This window comes from Oceanobacillus saliphilus (assembly GCF_023522835.1).
Lineage (GTDB): Bacteria > Bacillota > Bacilli > Bacillales > Amphibacillaceae > Oceanobacillus > Oceanobacillus saliphilus.
On record NZ_JALCZU010000002.1, the window covers coordinates 227,358 to 242,644 of the forward strand.

The following is a 15,287-nucleotide window of genomic DNA, read 5'->3' on the forward strand; positions in this document are numbered from 1 at the left end:
ATATACAGCTACATCATGTGATAGGGCTGCATATCAACCGTAATCAGTAAATCATTTTTCCTTACTTCATCAGCAAAAACATTCTTTATTTTATTGATATAATGACGTAAATGCGGCTCATCTCTGTATTTTATCATGCATTGATAGCGATATCTATCTTTGATGCGCGGTATAGGGGATGGAGTCGGACCTAGTACAACCGTATTATTCCCAACTGATTTCATCAATAATTGTGCTATTTGCTGCGTTGTTTGAACAGCTTTCACATTATTTTCGTGTGAAACTGTTATGAGAGCCAGATAAAAGTATGGAGGATAGTGAAACGTTTTCCGCATTGCCATTTCCTTTTTATAAAAATCAGTGAAATTATATTCACTTGCTAGCTCGATGCTGTAATGGTCAGGCGTATAGGTCTGTACAATAACCTCGCCTGGAAGTTCATGCCTTCCAGCACGTCCGCTCACCTGTGTAAGCAATTGAAATGTTTTTTCGGATGATCGGAAATCAGGAAGATGCAGCATAGAATCAGCACTGAGCACGCCCACGAGGGTAACATTTTCAAAATCCAAACCTTTGGCAATCATCTGTGTACCCAATAGTATGTCCGCTTTTCTTTCGGCAAATTGCTTCAGAAGTTTTTCATGGGAACCTTTCCTTCTAGTAGTATCAACATCCATACGTACGACCCTTGCCTCAGGAATCAGTTTTGTCAATGACTCTTCCACTTTTTGTGTGCCCGTCCCAAAATAGCGGATTAAATCACTCTCACATTCCGGACATACAACCGGAACTTTTTCTTCATAGGAACAATAATGGCATTTGAGCTGATTGCTGTTTTTGTGAAACGTTAAAGCAATATCACAATGCGGACATTCTTTAACGTGTCCACAATCTCTGCACATGACAAAAGTAGAGTAGCCCCTTCTGTTTAACATCAGAACAATTTGTTCACCTTTATTCAGACATTGCTGGATTTTGTCCTTAAGCGTTCTCGAAAACATTGTCCGATTACCTGCATGAAGTTCATTTCTCATATCTATGATTTCCACCTCAGGCATTGCTTTTCCATTCGTTCTTTCATTCAAGATGGAAAGCTTATATACACCCTTACTGGCCCTTGCGTACGATTCCAGGGCAGGCGTAGCACTTCCCAGTATAACGGGACAGCTATTTTTTTGTCCTCTATGAATGGCTACATCGCGTGCGTGGTAGCGAGGCTGGTCTTCCTGCTTGTAGGTTGTCTCATGTTCTTCGTCAATGATAATGATACCTAGGTTTTCAAAGGGAGCAAATATGGCAGATCTTGCGCCCACAACTACCTTCACTTCTTTACGGAGAATTCTACGCCATTCATCAAACTTTTCTCCGGCAGAGAGTGCGCTGTGCATGACCGCAACATTGGAGCCAAACCTTCCTTTAAACCGTTTCACCATTTGTGGTGTCAGTGAAATTTCCGGAACAAGGACGATTGCCTCTTTCCCTTTATTTAACACATTTTGGATTGCCTGCAGATAAATTTCTGTTTTGCCACTTCCGGTAACACCGTGAATCAGAAAGACATCGTGATTATTTGTTTCAATCGATTCATTAATTGGCTGAATTGCTTCCCTTTGCTCATTGGTTAATTCCAATGGTGATGTTCTTGGAAAGTCTTCATCATTATAGGGATTTCGCAGCACTTCTTTTGAGGATGTCTCCAAAAGACCTTTTTCAACGAGTGCCTTTACAGTAGTTGCAGTAGTGTTTAATTTCTTCAATAATTCCTGCTGTTCTACTTCTTTTTCATAGTCAATGAAAAATAAAAGCAGTTGTTTCTGTTTTTTAGCTGATTTGGGTAAATCACCAACGGCCTCCTCCAACAAATGAATCTCTTTGGCCGGTTTGACCATTGTAACCTGTTTTTTAGTAATTCTCGATTTCACCAGATATTCGATTGAAATATCCCCGGCCTCTATCCGTTTTTGAAGCTGGTAATAACTGATTGATGATGCTTCAAATTCCTCAAAAGGGATGTACCCCCTGCCCGCGAAAAGATGTTCCATCTCATCGGGTAAATTTTCATCCGAAAGACGAACCAGCTCTTTCTTATAGTGTGATTTTAAAACCTGGGGAAGCATTGCCTGCAATGCGGTAATTGACAGGCTTAATGTTTCTTCTGCCACCCATTTTCCAAGTTCAAGCAGTTCTTCAGTCAATACAGGGGTTACATCCAGCACATCGATAATATCTTTCAATTTACTGAAGCTGGACTCGGAAGTTATATCCACTACAAAGCCCATTATTTTACGAGGTCCGAATGGAACAATCACCCTCATGCCAACAGAAAGCATATCCATGAATTTTTCTGGAATCATATAATCAAATGTTTGATTCGTGGAACTTGCCGGCACATCAACAATAACTTTAGCTATATTCACTGCACTTCATCCTTCATATCCCTGTCTATAAATGTAAGAATCTTTTCTGCTATTTCCTTTTTCGATGCTAATGCAACTTCATCTTGTTTCATTAATTTATTTACATAAGTAACGACGTTCGTATCTCCTCCAAACCCAGCCCCTTCAGAAGATACATCATTAATGACAATCGCATCCAAATTCTTTTTTACAAGCTTTTTCTTTCCGTATTCCAAAGGATTTGTAGTCTCAGCCGCAAAGCCGACCAAATACTGTCCTGATTTTATTTCACCGAGCGATTGAAGGATATCCTTCGTTCGTTCCATCTCAATATGCCAGTTACCATCCTGCTTCTTCATTTTTTCACCATATATGTGTTTTGGTCTGTAGTCAGCCACTGCAGCGGACTTTATAACGATATCCTGATCCTTGAAATGAAGATGCATAGCATCATACATCTGCTCAGCAGTTGTAACATCGATTATCTTAATTCCAGAGTGTGTCACTTTCTCTGCAACAGGACCTGTTACAAGCGTGACATCTGCTCCATATTCTGCTGCCGCTTCGGCAAGTGCGAAGCCCATTTTCCCAGTTGATCGATTTGTAAAAAAACGTACGGGATCAATCTGTTCTCTTGTAGGTCCTGCCGAAATAAGTACTTTCTTGCCTGAAAGGAATGGTTCACGCTGCTGATGCGATTCGATTACTTTAATAATGCTTTCCGGTTCTTCCAAACGTCCTTTTCCAACATAGCCACATGCCAAATAGCCCGCCCCTGGTTCTATAAAATGGTATCCCCATTGCTCAAGCTGTTTCATGTTTTTTATTACAGCTGGGTGTGCATACATATGTACATTCATTGCTGGAGCTATATAAACTTCGGCCTGAGTGGCAAGTAAGGTAGTGGAGAGCATATCATCTGCAATGCCATTTGCAAGTTTTCCGATTATATTTGCTGTCGCCGGAGCAATAAGTGCAATTTCTGCCCAATCCGCCAAATCAATATGGGCAATTTTATCTGGATGTTTCTCATCAAACGTATCTATATATACGGGGTTTCTCGATAATGCTTGAAATGTTAGTGGTGAAACAAATTCAGCAGCACTTTCTGTCATGATGACTTTTACATTCGCACCTTTTTGGACTAATTTGCTTGTAAGAGCACATGCTTTGTATACTGCTATCCCACCGGAAACTCCCAATAAGATGTTTTTTTGGTTAACCATTTTATAACTCCTTCCATACCTGTTTTCGTACTAACTGTAGTTTATTTATACCATATAAATAGAACATATATCTTCTATAACGCGTTAATAAAATCTGAAATGCATCATCTCTCCAACAACTAAAATAAACTCCCCGCCATATTCGCGGAGAGTTTATCTATTTTTGACGGATCATTTTTCCAAGTAAAGCTTTCCAGCTTCTATTTCTTCCAATGCCATTCCAACGTATTTATATGATTTTGGATTTTCAACCATTACATCCTTTGTATCACTTAATTGTCTAGCACGTCTTGAAGATAATGTCACAAGTGTATATTTGGAATTAATTCTTTCTTGCAAAGCATCGATTGATGGTTCTAGCATCATGATAGTTCATCCTCCAATATTTTTTTGTATTGTTTTGCAACTCGTTCCCGTTTAAGATGTTCACTCTTAATGATTGCTTTCACCTTATCAACTGCATGTTCAACTTGATCATTAACAACAACATAGTCATAAGCATCCATCATCTCTATCTCTTTACGAGCTTCTTTCAAACGATTGAGTACTAATTCCTCTGTTTCAGTTCCACGATTCACAATACGGTTCTTCAATTCTTCCAGACTTGGTGGGAATAGAAAAATAAATACCCCTTCAGGAAAGTTCTGTTTAACTTGTAATGCTCCTTGCACTTCTATTTCCAAAAAGACATCCTGTCCTTTTTCCAGTGTCTCTTCAACATAAGTACGAGGTGTACCGTAGTAATTATTAACATAATTTGCATATTCCAAAAGCTGATTCTGTTCAATCAGATTTTCAAATTCTTCGGTTGTTTTATAGAAATAATCAACACCGTCCATTTCACCAGGCCGCATATTTCTGGTAGTCATCGATATGGAATACTGTAGCTCACTTGCTTCCTCAAAAAGCTTCTTTCTCACTGTACCTTTTCCTACTCCAGATGGGCCAGAAAGAATAAATAGAATCCCTTTCTCTTTTATCAACATGTTTCCTCCTAAAGCTCTACTGATATATGTAGCTATTCATCTGAAATTTCTTCATGACTAATTACCCGTTGTCCGACCGTTTCAGGTTGTACAGCTGACAGAACGACGTGATCACTGTCAGTGATTATGACAGCACGTGTACGTCTCCCGTAGGTAGCATCCACCAATTTATTGTTTTCTCTAGCTACTGTAATAATTCGTTTTATTGGTGCTGATTCCGGTGAAACAATCGAAATAATCCGATTTGCGGAAACAACATTTCCAAAACCAATATTAATCAAACTCAAACTCAACTTATTTCCCCCTTGAACGAACCATAACGTTATTCAGTCATTTTATATAATAGTACCATTATACTTTATCCAATCGGAAATTTATACTATTAAGTTTAAAATGAGCTATGAAGTGTTTTCTTTCACTCGATATTCTGCACTTGTTCCTTCATTTTTTCTATTTCACTTTTTAGCAGGACGGTCCATTCACCAATTTTGGCATCTGTCGATTTCGATCCAATCGTATTGGCTTCGCGGTGCATCTCCTGTGTGATAAAATCCAGCTTTCTTCCTGAAGCTTCTTTACTCCCCAACGTCCTCTTAAAATGCTCCCTATGACTTTTAAGTCTTGTAATTTCTTCCGTGATATCTCCTTTATCTGCCAGCAATACAATTTCCTGATGTATTCTGGCATCATCCACAGCCATAGATCCATCCAGATATTCCGACACTCTATCCCGAATCTTATCCTGATATTCTCTTCTGACAGCATCTCTTCGATTGGACAGTCCTGTTATGATTGCATGGATGGTCTCAAGCCTTTCCGCTAAATCTCCAGCTAAATAATCTCCTTCTTCCATCCTCATCATCGATACTTGCTTACAAGCCTTCTCTGTTCCATTGAGGATGCGTGCATGGAATTCATCGGTGTCCTCTTGCGTTTCCTGTATTTGAAAAAAATCAGGAATCGTCGTCATGACCGATAATGGTAACTCACCCGAAAGTTCGTATCTTCGTTTAGCCTCATTCAGCTGTTCCATATATTGATCCATCAACTCCCAGTCGGCAGTTAATTTTTTACGTGATAAATTATCTCCCTCAAGTCCAACATATATCTCAATTCTCCCTCTCTGAAAATAGGATTGGGCAATTTTTTTCAGTTTATCTTCCAAAAAGAGGAAAGAGCGAGGCATCTTCACCATTACATCAAGAAAGCGATGATTGACACTTCTGATTTCTATCATAATTGATGTTTTTTCTATGAGTTGCGTCTCTTTTCCATAACCAGTCATACTTGACACCATTCCTATCACATCCACTTTCATTATACGTTTTTTGCCTAAATTCTAAACCTATTATACCAATCCTGTTTCTTTTGGGAAAACAATCTGTTACTAGTAGGTGTAAATTTACCGTCTTTCTCTAAGATTCAAACAGTTAGAAGTTATAATAGAACTTTCCGTTTAGTGAGACTGACAGATAAACCTTGGTAGAATTAGGAGTTGGAGATATACTGCTTAAGTGGACTTTGGATTAACTGATAGGTTTTCATCTTAATTGATATAAAATGCGGTAACTGCCATCTTTGTAAAATCTCTAAGCGGGTAATTGAAACAAGTAACTTCGGCAACCGCCGCCCGTATACACTTGCGGTTCACGGGCGGCTGGTGAGCCCTCCTCGTGCTATCGCACTGCGGGGTCTCTCCGATGCCTTTCCTCCCGTTGGAGTCTACGTGTATACGGGCGGCTAGTATGGCAGTTCTTGAAAAAATAGATACCTCTTCAAGAACCGTAGAAGCTTTTTGATTAACTTTGATTGCATTTAGCATTTTTATAACTAGCTACAAAGATTTTTCGTAATCAGTAGATTCACCAGTCCTAGATAATTGTGGACGCTCACCTGTACTGATGAAGTTGTTGTATGGTGCTTTTTGAGCTAGTGCATGAGTAGTAATAGTCAGCAATCTTCTAACCAGCTCTGGGGAATAAACGGAGACTTCTGCGGGAAGAGAGGCATCGGTGAGACAGCGTAGCGCTTTAGCGCAAGTTGGCTCACCAACCGCCCGCGAAAAAGCGCAGTTTATTCCCCAGAGCGGTAGCCGAAGCTGCTTATCCTGCGTCACAGCTTATATCAAATCCAATGTTATTGAGTTACTTTGGAGTTCACATAAAATACGAGGCAAATAACGCAAAAAATTACGAAAACCAGCCTTACTTTTTTCAAAGCTTAGCAAGGTGGTTATTATTGGCTATCTATGATTGGTACGAAAGTTGAGTTCTAAAAAAAAAAGCAACCCGACATGTTCCATTCCCGGGCTGCTGATGTACTATTTTTTTGTGAATCCAAATAAAACTGTTGGTATTGCCGCCAGACCAATGACAAGCATCCAGTCCGTGAGTGTAAGACTTACTGTATGGAAAATCGGCTGCAATGGTGGCCAGTAAACTACTACTAGAAGAAGTAGCAAAGATGAAATCACTGCAAAAACAAGATAAATATTCTCAAAAGGATTTCTCGCGAATATAGAATGCTCGCTTCTGCAATCAAATACATGAATCAGCTGTGCCACTACCAAAATGGTGAAAGCTGTTGTTTGGGCAAACATTAAGTTATCCGGGTTATTTTGATACGTAACGACAAAGCCGATCAATGTTACTATCCCAATCATAATTCCTCTGCTTATTATTTTATAGCCCAATCCCCTCGAGAAAATTCCTTCACGGGGACTTCTTGGTGACCGTTTCATAACATCTTCTTCCGCTTTATCAAGTCCAAGTGCCATTGCTGGGAGACCATCTGTAACAAGATTCACCCAGAGAATCTGAACAGGTATGAGCGGGAGAGGTAAGGCAAGCAGCATGGCAAAAAGCATTACTAGTATTTCACCTACATTGGAAGCGAGTAAATACCTGATGAATTTACGGATGTTTTCATAGATATTCCTTCCTTCCTGAATCGCTGATTTAATCGTGGCAAAATTATCATCCATCAAGATTAGAGAAGAAGCTTCCTTCGTGACATCTGTACCACTTATTCCCATACTAATTCCAATATCACTGGCTTTTATTGCAGGGGCATCATTAACTCCATCACCTGTCATTGCAACGATATGTCCTTTTTCCTGGAAAGCCTTCACGATTTTCAGTTTATGTTCCGGTGTCACTCTTGCAAAAACATACGTCTCTTCGATTACATTACCAAGATCCTCCGTCGTCATTTTGTTTAATTGATGACCTTCAAGTACAAGGCCATTGTCTGGAAGCAAATTTAAATCTCTCGCGATAGCCCTTGCAGTATTAACATGGTCACCTGTTATCATGACCGTTTTTATTCCTGCTTCTCGGCATTCTCTAATAGCAGCTTTTACTTCTTTTCTTGGCGGGTCCATTAGTCCGTATAATCCGATAAATGTCAGTTCATCTTCCAGTAAAGCTGAATCTAGCGACGCATTGGATGATATGGCTTTCATACTGATTGCTATAGTTCTTAACGCTTTATTAGCCATGTCATTAATGGCATTTTCAATCTGGACTTTATTTTGGTGTTTCAGAAGTTTCCTTCCATCCTTGTCCAAGAAAAAAGATGATCTTGGCAGCAGGACATCTGGAGCCCCCTTTGTAATCAGAAACCGCATTTTATTCTTGTCTTCCACTACGACACTCATTCTTTTTCGATCTGAATCAAACGGAAATTCCTTCACAATGCGGTATGATTCACCTATGTCTGCTGTTAAACCCATCTTCCTCGCAGCAACTAATAGGGCTCCATCAGTTGGGTCACCATCAATATAATTTTTTCCCTTTTTAACATGTATCGACGCGTTGTTGCAAAGCATCCCATACAGAAGCATATTTTCAAGATTGGGATATGTGCTTTCTACTTTTTCTCGTTCAAGGAAGAAATCGCCATGTACCTGGTATCCATCCCCAGAAACATACAAATAATCACCATTGAGGTAAATTTCCTTTACTGTCATCTGGTTTTCAGTCATTGTTCCTGTCTTATCCGAGCAGATGACAGATGCACAACCCAATGTCTCCACTGCCGAAAGCTTCCGGACAATTGCCTTTTTACGAATCATCCGTTGTACACCAAGTGAAAGAGCGACTGTTACAATTGCAGGCAGACCTTCTGGAATGGCCGCAACAGCTAGTGATACCCCTGCTAGAAACATGTCATACATTGGATGACCTTGTATGACACCTAGTCCTGCAACTAAAACGGTCAGTAATAATGCAACAACGATTAAAATTTTACCCAGTTCTGCCAGCTTCATTTCTAATGGTGTTACCATCTTTTTTGTATTAGCCATCAGTGAAGCAATCTGTCCCATGACGGTATTCATCCCTGTGCCAACAACAATTCCTACACCGGATCCTCTTGTTACAAGTGTACCCATAAACCCCATGTTCACCTGATCTTGAACATCAAGGTTGTCCATTTTTATCGCTGTAGCATGCTTACTTACCGGGAGCGATTCACCAGTAAGTGCCGACTCCTCTGTCTCCATGCTATTTGATTTCACAATACGGATATCAGCAGGAATACGGTCTCCGCTATTAATTTTAACAATATCCCCTACGACTACCTCTCTGGAAGTTACTTTTCCCCATTGCTTATCACGAAAGACATTTGCCATCGGTGCTGATAATTCCTTTAGCTTTTCAAGTGAATTCTCCGCTTTTTGCTCCTGAAAAAAACCGATGAATCCATTAATGAATACAATAATCATGATGGCGATTGCATCAATATATTCTCCAAGCAGCCCGGCTATCAATGTGGCAGCCAGTAACACAATGACCATAAAATCCTGAAACTGTTTCAGAAAAATTAGCCATTTGGAAGTGTTTTTCTTTGATTCCAGGATATTTTCTCCATATTGTTTCCGGCGTTCTTCCGCCTGTTTTGAGCTGAGTCCCCTATTGGCTGTGACGTGCAACTTCTGTTCCACTTTTTCTGCATCCAACTGATACCATTTCATCTGCATTCCTCCGGGCATTTAGATAGTACAAGCTATTACTTCATTTCTATGCCTAACAATCCTAAAAAATGCTATAATTGCGCAAGAGGTGATTTTATGCCATTCGATGGTATCGTAACAAGAGCAGTTACAGAAGAATTAAAAACTAAATTAATTTCAGGTAAAATAACGAAAATCTATCAGCCCACATCCGGTGAGCTCGTTTTTACAATTAGAAGTCAAGGAAAAAACCATACATTACTCTTTTCCGTCCATCCGACCTATGCGAGATTACATCTGACAGATGATACATACACAAATCCGAAAGAACCACCGATGTTTTGTATGGTACTCAGAAAACATCTTTCTGGTGCTATTATAGAAGATATCGAGCAGTATGGAATGGAACGAATCGTGAACTTTTCCATTAAGACAAGGAATGAACTTGGTGATATGAGCCATAAATTACTAGTAGTAGAACTGATGGGGAAACATAGTAATGTGATGATCGTCGATAAGGATAAGGGACATATCATAGACAGCATAAAGCACATTTCCATGGCACAAAATCGGCATCGGACAATCCTCCCCGGTCAGGAATATAAGCTGCCGCCATCCCAGGATAAACTGAATCCATTGGAAATAGATGGAGAACAGTTCATCCGTAAACTTGATTTTAATGCAGGTCAAATCGATAAACAAATGGTAGGCATACTCGATGGATTTTCACCATTTATTACGAACGAGATAACTTACCGCGCTCATTTCGGTTCAAATGAAGTATATGTGGAAAAATTTACAGAGATTCAGCTACAGCTGTTAGGTAATGAATATTCACCGGCCATTTACCGCAATGGCAAGGAAGATTTTCATGTTCTCCCCATTACTTCCACTAAAGGGGAAAAAGAGGAATTTGAAACGGTTAACTCCATGCTTGACAGCTTCTATTCCGGGAAAGCAGAGCGTGACCGTGTAAAGCAACAGGCAAAGGATTTATATCGTTTTATTAAAAATGAACAAAACAAAAATGAACGGAAGCTAAAAAAACATCTCCAAACGGTCAAGAAAGCTGAAAAGGCTGATTACTACCAAAAAATGGGTGAACTGCTTACGGCCCATATGCATCTTGTAAAACAAGGTAATACGGCCATCACTGTTACGGATTACTATGATCCCGATCAGGCAGAGATAACCATTGAACTGAATCCGAATAAAACACCAAGTGAAAATGCACAGAGCTTCTTTAAAACATATCAAAAGCTGAAAACATCCAAACAGTTTGTCCAAAATGAGATTATTCGAACTAACGAAGAACTAGATTACTTTAATCAGTTACTGCAGCAAATAGATGTTGCAGGAGTAGAAGATATAGAAGAAATTCGTGAGGAATTGCGGGAAGAAGGCTATTTGAAAAAACAAAAAATAAATCGCAAAAATAAAAACAAACCTTCCAAACCTGTACCTGAAGAATATATCGCTACAGATGGCACATTAATATTCGTCGGTAAAAATAATAAGCAAAATGAATATGCAACAACAAAACTTGCCCACCGTGATGATACGTGGCTGCATACGAAAGATATCCCTGGTTCGCACGTCATTATCCGTTCAAAGGAAGTAAGTGAACAAACGCTTCTGGAGGCAGCTGAGCTGGCTGCCTATTTCAGTAAATCTCAAAATTCATCTTCTGTACCTGTTGATTATACAACGATTAGAAATGTCAAAAAGCCAAATGGAGCTAAACCAGGGTACGTCACCTATGATAATCAAAAAACACTTTATGTAACTCCATCAAAAGAAACAGTTGATAAACTAAGGAAAAAAGGATGATCCCTTGTGGATCATCCTTTTGATTTTATTTGCATGTAACAAAATCGCAATCATACTGTTATTGGACTGCTTGTGGATTCAATTTAACTTCAATATTTCCTCTGGTAGCTTTAGAATATGGGCATGCTTGGTGAGCCGCTTCTGCCAATTCCTGAGCTTCTTCAGGGTTAACCCCTTCAATCTTAATATTAAGTGTTACCCCAATCTTATAACCACCATTTTCCTGATCCTTCATAAAACTAACATCTGCGGTTGTTTCTGATTCAATTTGCTTCTTTTGCTGAGATGCAACCGAATTTAATGCACCATCATAGCATGCTGAATATCCTGCAGCAAATAACTGTTCTGGATTTGAACCTTTTTTATCGGACTTCCCTTTTGCCGGGTTCACTAAATCTAGGTCGATCAAACCATCGTCCGATTTAACATGACCTTCCCTGCCATTTTTTGCTGTTGCACTTGAAGTAAAAATAATATCACTCATCACGTCACTCCCTTTTTATTTGTGTCTGTTGTACTGTTCCTCTATTTCTGGTCTGTTAAACATATTCCATAAAGAGAATTACGTACAACGAATAATAATTACTCAACTTTATAACCAAGAAAATTCGTGTTGGTCAGTGCGGTAATAAAGTGATCGACTTGGGGTAGCTTGCGGATACCTTCCTGGTAACAAACCCAAGTATCCCGAGTCACGCTTCTTCCATCGACTTCAAGCGGAATGTGCGGATAACGATCCATCATGGAATCAGAGACACTTTCTGGCAATACAGCCATACCGATTCCCTGTTTCATAAATTGTTTACACGTCTCAATCTGATCGACGGTCATTGTTTTCAGCGGCTTAATTTTATCCTGATGATGATAAAGCCAGTTATCTACAAGTTCATGCATACTGTCATCACTTTTGAATGAAATTAATGGACGTTCTTTCAGTTTATCTTTTGGGAATGGTTCCGTATCAAACATGTATAACGGATCATCAAATAAACGGATTGACGTTGTTTCCTTTAGTTTTGCTCCTCGAATAATACATACATGATATTTTTTATGATCACGTCTTATGTCTTCACTTATTCCGGTAACGAGATCAATCGCAACCTTTGGATAAGTGGAAGTAAACTCTCCAAGTATTGCAGGAAGAAACCGTTGACTAATTATAGAAGAGCAGGCGATTGATAATGTACCTTGAATTTCTTTTCCAGATTCCGCAAGCCTGTTTTTTAATTCTCTCTCATGATCGAGTACCCTCTTCGCATGTTCGATAATAATTTCACCAGTTGGCGTAGCGATTAGACGCTTGGAGGTACGAAGAAAGATAGCTGTCCCAAAATATTCTTCAATATATTTAAGTCTCTGGGTGACAGCAGGTTGGGAGATCAAAATTACTTTAGCCGTTCCGCGTATCGTTCCAATTTCATTCAATTTTATGAGCAGTTCATAATCATCAATTTTCATGGAATACCCCCTCCCGATAAATAATACTTATTAGTTTTAATTATATATTAGTATTTTACTTATTGCATTATAAATCATATGATAAATTTAGGGAGTATTTTTTAAGGAGGAATTATAGATGAACGAGAAAGAACACGTTAAAAAGGTTTTCTCTAAAAATCGAAAAGCATATGTAACAAGCAGTACACATTCTCAAGGTGAGGATCTCCAATTACTAAAAGACTGGCTTAATCCTACAGCTGACTCCATCTTGCTTGATATAGCTACTGGTGGTGGCCATGTCGTCAAACAGCTTTCGCCATTTGTAAAAACAGCATTTGCTACAGACATTACAAAAGACATGCTGGAGAACACTTCTAAACATCTGAGAGACTATCCTAATATTATTTATGTAATTGCTGATGCTGAATACCTGCCATTCCTCGATCATAGTTTTGATTCTGTCACTTGCAGAATTGCTGCACACCATTTTCCCCAACCATCCTTATTTATAAAAGAGGTTCAGCGTGTATTAAAACCTGGAGGAAGTTTTATTCTTATTGACAACATAGCAGCTGAGAATAATGATTATGATGTATATATCAATAAGCTCGAAAAAATGCGTGACTATAGTCATGTCAAATCCTTACAAATTTCGAAGTGGAAAGAACTCTTCCAAAAAAACAATTTAACTGTTACAAAGGAAAGAATCAGAAAGAAAACATTACCTTTTCATGAATGGGTGAATCGAACATTGGATAAGAAACAAGAAATTGAAAAGGTCCATGAGTTCCTTCTTCATGCTCCAGAAGAAATCAAGGAATATTACAATATAAAACTGGAACATCAGAAAGTAGAATCTATCGCCATTGATGAGTGGATGGTTATTTGCAAAAAATAAAGTGAAACTTCAGTGGGGATTTCCCTTTCCTCCCCACTGAATGTTAGCACCACCAAGGGTATGACCTAAAGGCCCTTGAACAGAATAGGGAATTTACGGGCCTGTTTATCCCATCTTCTAAGTTTTTAATCCTTCTCATGCTAGAGGTGGAGGTAGTACAGCCCGTTAATACGTGCTAAAAATCCGAACGAATTCGAATTCGTTCGGACTTTTATGTAACGAACACTTTTGTCCCAGCTTCTTTTATAAACGATCTCTCCAGGATATTAATTTAGTTTTCGCTTCTTCATGGAACATACCATCTTCAACTAAAGCATCGACCAATTCATCAAAATTAGTGATCGTGTCAAACGAGATGCCTTCAGCTTCAAAGTTTTCGGCTGCCTTTTGCAGACCATAAGTAAAAATTGCAAAAACCCCTAATACATCTGCACCTGCATCCGTTAATGCCTTCGCAGATTCGATGGAAGATCCTCCAGTTGAAATCAAATCTTCAATGACAAGGACTTTTTGGTCTTTTTTGATTTCGCCCTCAATCTGATTCCCCTTACCATGCCCTTTAGGCTTGGATCGAACATAAACCATAGGAAGATTTAACCTTTCTGCAAGCCAGGCAGCATGTGGGATTCCTGCAGTTGCACACCCTGCAATCACTTCCGGTTTTTCATCCATTGCTGCTATTTTTTCAGCAAATGCTTCACTTATTTTTTTACGAACTTCCGGGTAGGACATTGTTAATCGATTATCACAGTAAATCGGTGATTTGATCCCGGAAGTCCAGGTAAAATAATTTTCGGGATTGATTTGTACGGCCTTAATTTTTAGTAAGTCTCTTGCAAGTTCATCCTTTAACACCATTGTTCCACTCCTCTACCGCTTGTTGATAAGCCTCATATGGATTCTCCGCCTGCGTGACACTTCTACCAATTACAATGTAGTCAGATCCGTTCTCTTTGGCAAAACCCGGAGTTGCAATTCTTTTCTGGTCATTACTGTTCGCTTCTTTTAATCGGATACCAGGGGTCACTGTTAAAAAAGAGTCACCACAAGCATGTTTAATCGCAGTTGCTTCGTGTACAGAGCAAACGACGCCATCTGCACCACTCTCTTTGGCGGATTCAGCAAAATATACTGCATTATCTTCCAGATTTCCAGGGATACGCAATTCTTTATTTAAGACATTCTGATCCATTGAAGTTAATATCGTGACTGCGATCAATTTCGTATCATAATTGGAACTTCCACTGGTCAGTCCTTCCTTGGCAAACTTAATCATTTCATTGCCGCCAAGAGCATGTACATTGGTAATGTCCACACCAAGACTGGAAATATTTCGCATTGCGCGCATAACGGTTGTTGGTATATCATGCAATTTTAAGTCTAGAAAAATCGGATGATTATCTTGTTTTAAGTTTTCGATAACGGCTGGTCCTTCTTTGTAAAAAAGCTCCATGCCGACTTTAACAGGTATACCTTGAAGGTGATTCTCATCAAGAAACTGCTTCGTCTCTTCCCAATTCGGAAAATCAAGTGCCAAATAAATATGCTTATTCATAC

At 39.2% G+C, this 15,287-nt stretch carries 13 protein-coding genes; 2 read left to right on the plus strand and 11 right to left on the minus strand.

Going from position 1 to position 15,287, the window contains the following annotated elements; all coding sequences use genetic code 11:
• Positions 1-8 precede the first annotated feature (8 nt).
• The 7 genes from priA to MN204_RS04235 all read right to left on the minus strand — a co-directional run bounded on the left by priA (position 9) and on the right by MN204_RS04235 (position 9,583).
• Complete coding sequence (gene priA, locus MN204_RS04205) at positions 9-2,417, minus strand: primosomal protein N' (protein ID WP_249869833.1); 2,409 nt, start codon at positions 2,415-2,417, stop codon at positions 9-11.
• On the minus strand, positions 2,414-3,622 hold the full coding sequence (coaBC, locus tag MN204_RS04210; protein WP_249869834.1) for a bifunctional phosphopantothenoylcysteine decarboxylase/phosphopantothenate--cysteine ligase CoaBC: 1,209 nt from the start codon (positions 3,620-3,622) through the stop codon (positions 2,414-2,416). Before coaBC ends, priA begins: the two co-directional genes overlap by 4 nt.
• Positions 3,623-3,793: 171 nt before the next feature.
• On the minus strand, positions 3,794-3,988 hold the full coding sequence (gene rpoZ / locus MN204_RS04215; RefSeq protein WP_249869835.1) for a DNA-directed RNA polymerase subunit omega: 195 nt from the start codon (positions 3,986-3,988) through the stop codon (positions 3,794-3,796).
• Complete coding sequence (gene gmk / locus MN204_RS04220; protein WP_249869836.1) at positions 3,985-4,605, minus strand: guanylate kinase; 621 nt, start codon at positions 4,603-4,605, stop codon at positions 3,985-3,987. The genes rpoZ and gmk overlap by 4 nt, the downstream gene beginning before the upstream one ends.
• Before the next feature lie 35 nt (positions 4,606-4,640).
• Positions 4,641-4,901 carry an extracellular matrix/biofilm regulator RemA gene (remA, locus tag MN204_RS04225; protein WP_249869837.1) on the minus strand — a complete coding sequence of 87 codons (261 nt, stop codon included), beginning with the start codon at positions 4,899-4,901 and terminating at the stop codon, positions 4,641-4,643.
• 122 nt (positions 4,902-5,023) lie between these two features.
• Positions 5,024-5,905: a YicC/YloC family endoribonuclease gene (locus MN204_RS04230; RefSeq protein ID WP_249869838.1), complete on the minus strand. Its 882-nt coding sequence runs from the start codon at positions 5,903-5,905 to the stop codon at positions 5,024-5,026.
• A gap of 1,023 nt (positions 5,906-6,928) precedes the next feature.
• Positions 6,929-9,583: a calcium-translocating P-type ATPase, SERCA-type gene (locus tag MN204_RS04235; protein WP_249869839.1), complete on the minus strand. Its 2,655-nt coding sequence runs from the start codon at positions 9,581-9,583 to the stop codon at positions 6,929-6,931.
• A 96-nt stretch (positions 9,584-9,679) separates the two neighbouring features.
• On the opposite strand from MN204_RS04235, the gene MN204_RS04240 reads away from it, so the two are divergent.
• On the plus strand, positions 9,680-11,392 hold the full coding sequence (locus MN204_RS04240) for an Rqc2 family fibronectin-binding protein (protein ID WP_249869840.1): 1,713 nt from the start codon (positions 9,680-9,682) through the stop codon (positions 11,390-11,392).
• Between the two features lie 58 nt (positions 11,393-11,450).
• Here MN204_RS04240 and MN204_RS04245 read toward each other — a convergent pair whose 3' ends face one another.
• Entirely contained in the window at positions 11,451-11,876 is a 426-nt protein-coding gene (locus tag MN204_RS04245; RefSeq protein ID WP_249869841.1) for an organic hydroperoxide resistance protein, read from the minus strand.
• A gap of 98 nt (positions 11,877-11,974) precedes the next feature.
• Positions 11,975-12,850, minus strand: a complete 876-nt coding sequence (locus MN204_RS04250) for a LysR family transcriptional regulator (protein ID WP_249869842.1) — start codon at positions 12,848-12,850, stop codon at positions 11,975-11,977.
• Positions 12,851-12,968: 118 nt separating this feature from the next.
• Between MN204_RS04250 and MN204_RS04255 the strand changes: the two genes are divergently transcribed.
• Positions 12,969-13,730, plus strand: a complete 762-nt coding sequence (locus MN204_RS04255) for a class I SAM-dependent methyltransferase (protein WP_249869843.1) — start codon at positions 12,969-12,971, stop codon at positions 13,728-13,730.
• A gap of 243 nt (positions 13,731-13,973) precedes the next feature.
• Here MN204_RS04255 and pyrE read toward each other — a convergent pair whose 3' ends face one another.
• Positions 13,974-14,588, minus strand: coding sequence for an orotate phosphoribosyltransferase (gene pyrE, locus MN204_RS04260; protein ID WP_249869844.1), 615 nt, complete (start codon positions 14,586-14,588; stop codon positions 13,974-13,976).
• Entirely contained in the window at positions 14,572-15,285 is a 714-nt protein-coding gene (gene pyrF / locus MN204_RS04265; RefSeq protein WP_249869845.1) for an orotidine-5'-phosphate decarboxylase, read from the minus strand. The genes pyrE and pyrF overlap by 17 nt, the downstream gene beginning before the upstream one ends.
• Positions 15,286-15,287 lie beyond the last annotated feature (2 nt).

Bases quoted from the DNA above. Each gene is read 5' to 3' on its own strand.
- coaBC (WP_249869834.1), bottom strand. From the start codon at position 3,622: ATGGTTAACCAAAAAAACATCTTATTGGGAGTTTCCGGTGGGATAGCA.
- rpoZ (WP_249869835.1), bottom strand. From the start codon at position 3,988: ATGATGCTAGAACCATCAATCGATGCTTTGCAAGAAAGAATTAATTCC.
- MN204_RS04230 (WP_249869838.1), bottom strand. From the start codon at position 5,905: ATGGTGTCAAGTATGACTGGTTATGGAAAAGAGACGCAACTCATAGAA.
- MN204_RS04235 (WP_249869839.1), bottom strand. From the start codon at position 9,583: ATGAAATGGTATCAGTTGGATGCAGAAAAAGTGGAACAGAAGTTGCAC.
- MN204_RS04240 (WP_249869840.1), top strand. From the start codon at position 9,680: ATGCCATTCGATGGTATCGTAACAAGAGCAGTTACAGAAGAATTAAAA.
- MN204_RS04245 (WP_249869841.1), bottom strand. From the start codon at position 11,876: ATGAGTGATATTATTTTTACTTCAAGTGCAACAGCAAAAAATGGCAGG.
- MN204_RS04250 (WP_249869842.1), bottom strand. From the start codon at position 12,850: ATGAAAATTGATGATTATGAACTGCTCATAAAATTGAATGAAATTGGA.
- MN204_RS04255 (WP_249869843.1), top strand. From the start codon at position 12,969: ATGAACGAGAAAGAACACGTTAAAAAGGTTTTCTCTAAAAATCGAAAA.
- pyrE (WP_249869844.1), bottom strand. From the start codon at position 14,588: ATGGTGTTAAAGGATGAACTTGCAAGAGACTTACTAAAAATTAAGGCC.
- pyrF (WP_249869845.1), bottom strand. From the start codon at position 15,285: ATGAATAAGCATATTTATTTGGCACTTGATTTTCCGAATTGGGAAGAG.